This is a genomic window from Planifilum fimeticola, assembly GCF_003001905.1.
GTDB classification, from domain to species: domain Bacteria; phylum Bacillota; class Bacilli; order Thermoactinomycetales; family DSM-44946; genus Planifilum; species Planifilum fimeticola.
This window is the reverse complement of sequence record NZ_PVNE01000065.1, coordinates 1-1,518: the sequence shown is the minus strand read 5'-3', so window position 1 is coordinate 1,518 and position 1,518 is coordinate 1. Positions and strand designations below refer to the sequence as shown.

The 1,518-nt window shown below is 48.8% G+C and carries 2 protein-coding genes; both read right to left on the bottom strand.

What is annotated here, in order from left to right; translation table 11 throughout:
• Positions 1–46 precede the first annotated feature (46 nt).
• Positions 47–1,006 carry a VWA domain-containing protein gene (locus CLV97_RS17705; protein ID WP_106346835.1) on the bottom strand — a complete coding sequence of 320 codons (960 nt, stop codon included), beginning with the start codon at positions 1,004–1,006 and terminating at the stop codon, positions 47–49.
• Between the two features lie 245 nt (positions 1,007–1,251).
• Positions 1,252–1,518, bottom strand: a 267-nt coding sequence (locus CLV97_RS17700; RefSeq protein WP_146130502.1) for a transposase, incomplete at its 5' end; no start/stop codon positions are given.

The window sequence follows — 1,518 nt, the reverse complement described above, 5'->3', positions numbered from 1 at the left end:
GGTTCAATCACAGCCCATTGTTCGTCTGTCAGCTCATGTCTCGTACTCATACTTCCATTTTACATTGGCAGATCATGTTTTTGAAATAGCTTGTAGTGTACTTGCCTCCTCCAGCTTCGGCTACCTTCTTCAAAGCTCTCTGTCCTGCATTGTCCACATCAAAGCCGATGATGTTAACGATCGCCTGAATCTCCGACTCATGCAGCTCCTTCGCCGCCTTGACCGGATCGCCACCGCAGGTCTCAATCCCGTCGCTCACGACGTAGACGATGTTCTCCACATTCTCTCCCGTCTTCCCGCTCAAATCGCTCTTCGCCTGTTCAATCGCCGCAGCCAAGGGAGTCCAACCCGTCGGACGGAATTTATTTAAAGACTTCTGAAAGGAGGACTCGTCATAAGCCCCCAAGGGATAAACCACTTCGGTGCTTTTGCAGGAGAGTTCCTTATCCTTCTGCTGGTTGCTTCCTTTATGACCATAGACTCGCAAGGCTACTTGAGCACTCTCCGGCAGTTTGGAGACAAAATTACGGATCGCCTCCTTGGCCAGGTCCATTTTCACCCCGCCGCTCACCCGGCCGGCCATACTCCCGCTGGCATCCAGGAGAATCTCCACGTTCACCTGCTTCGGCGTATCCCCCTCCAAATTGTTGACGCCTCCGGGAGTTTTAACATTGGTCTTAATTGTAGGATCCAGTTCATCCAATTCTTTAACTATTGACATATAATCCTCTGCCAAAAGTGAGACCAGATGGTTGTACGCCTCGTCCGCCGTCATGTTGTCAGGCAGTTTTTCCAGCTCCGCCTTCACCTTTTCCTCGTCGTACTTGTCCCCGGCGTATTTGCCCGGCCCCTCCCGGAGCATCCCCTCCACATCCGTTGCCGCCTGCTTTACCTCACCTTTGTCTTCGCCCACATCAGGCTGGACCGCATTCTTCTCTGAATACAAAGAACATCCGCTGCTGAAAACCAGACAGAGGGTCAGTATCCATGAGAGCGTCTTCTTCACTACACTTCCTCCAGTCTTTTTGCAAAATTCCATATGAATCCAAAGTCTTTCACCGAAGATTATACCTGCTAACTCCTTGTGGTCAATAGAACTTTATATTCATGTAGGCAATATTCAATTATTAATTTAAGAATGTTCAGTTATCAAAATGGGGATTACTGCTGCTTGTAAAAAAAGGATCGCTAGGTAGGCGATCCTTCTCATACTTTAAGTGAATTTCACAAGTTAGGCTATTACCCTAGAAGCTATTTCAAAATTCGATTCACACACCAAATAATGAATGCAATCAGGCAAAAAGCTCTATAAATATACAAATATCGGTCATATCGAACCACCAACCGACGGTAATTGTTCATCCAACCGAAGCAGCGTTCAATGATCCAACGCCGGCGGTATCCCTCTCCCACACGGATGGGGCGGCCACGACGGGGTTTGCGGCTTTTTCGCTGAATGGTGGGAATGGTGGGCTTGATTCCTCGTCGGCGCAACCAGATTCGGAAAGAACGGCTGTC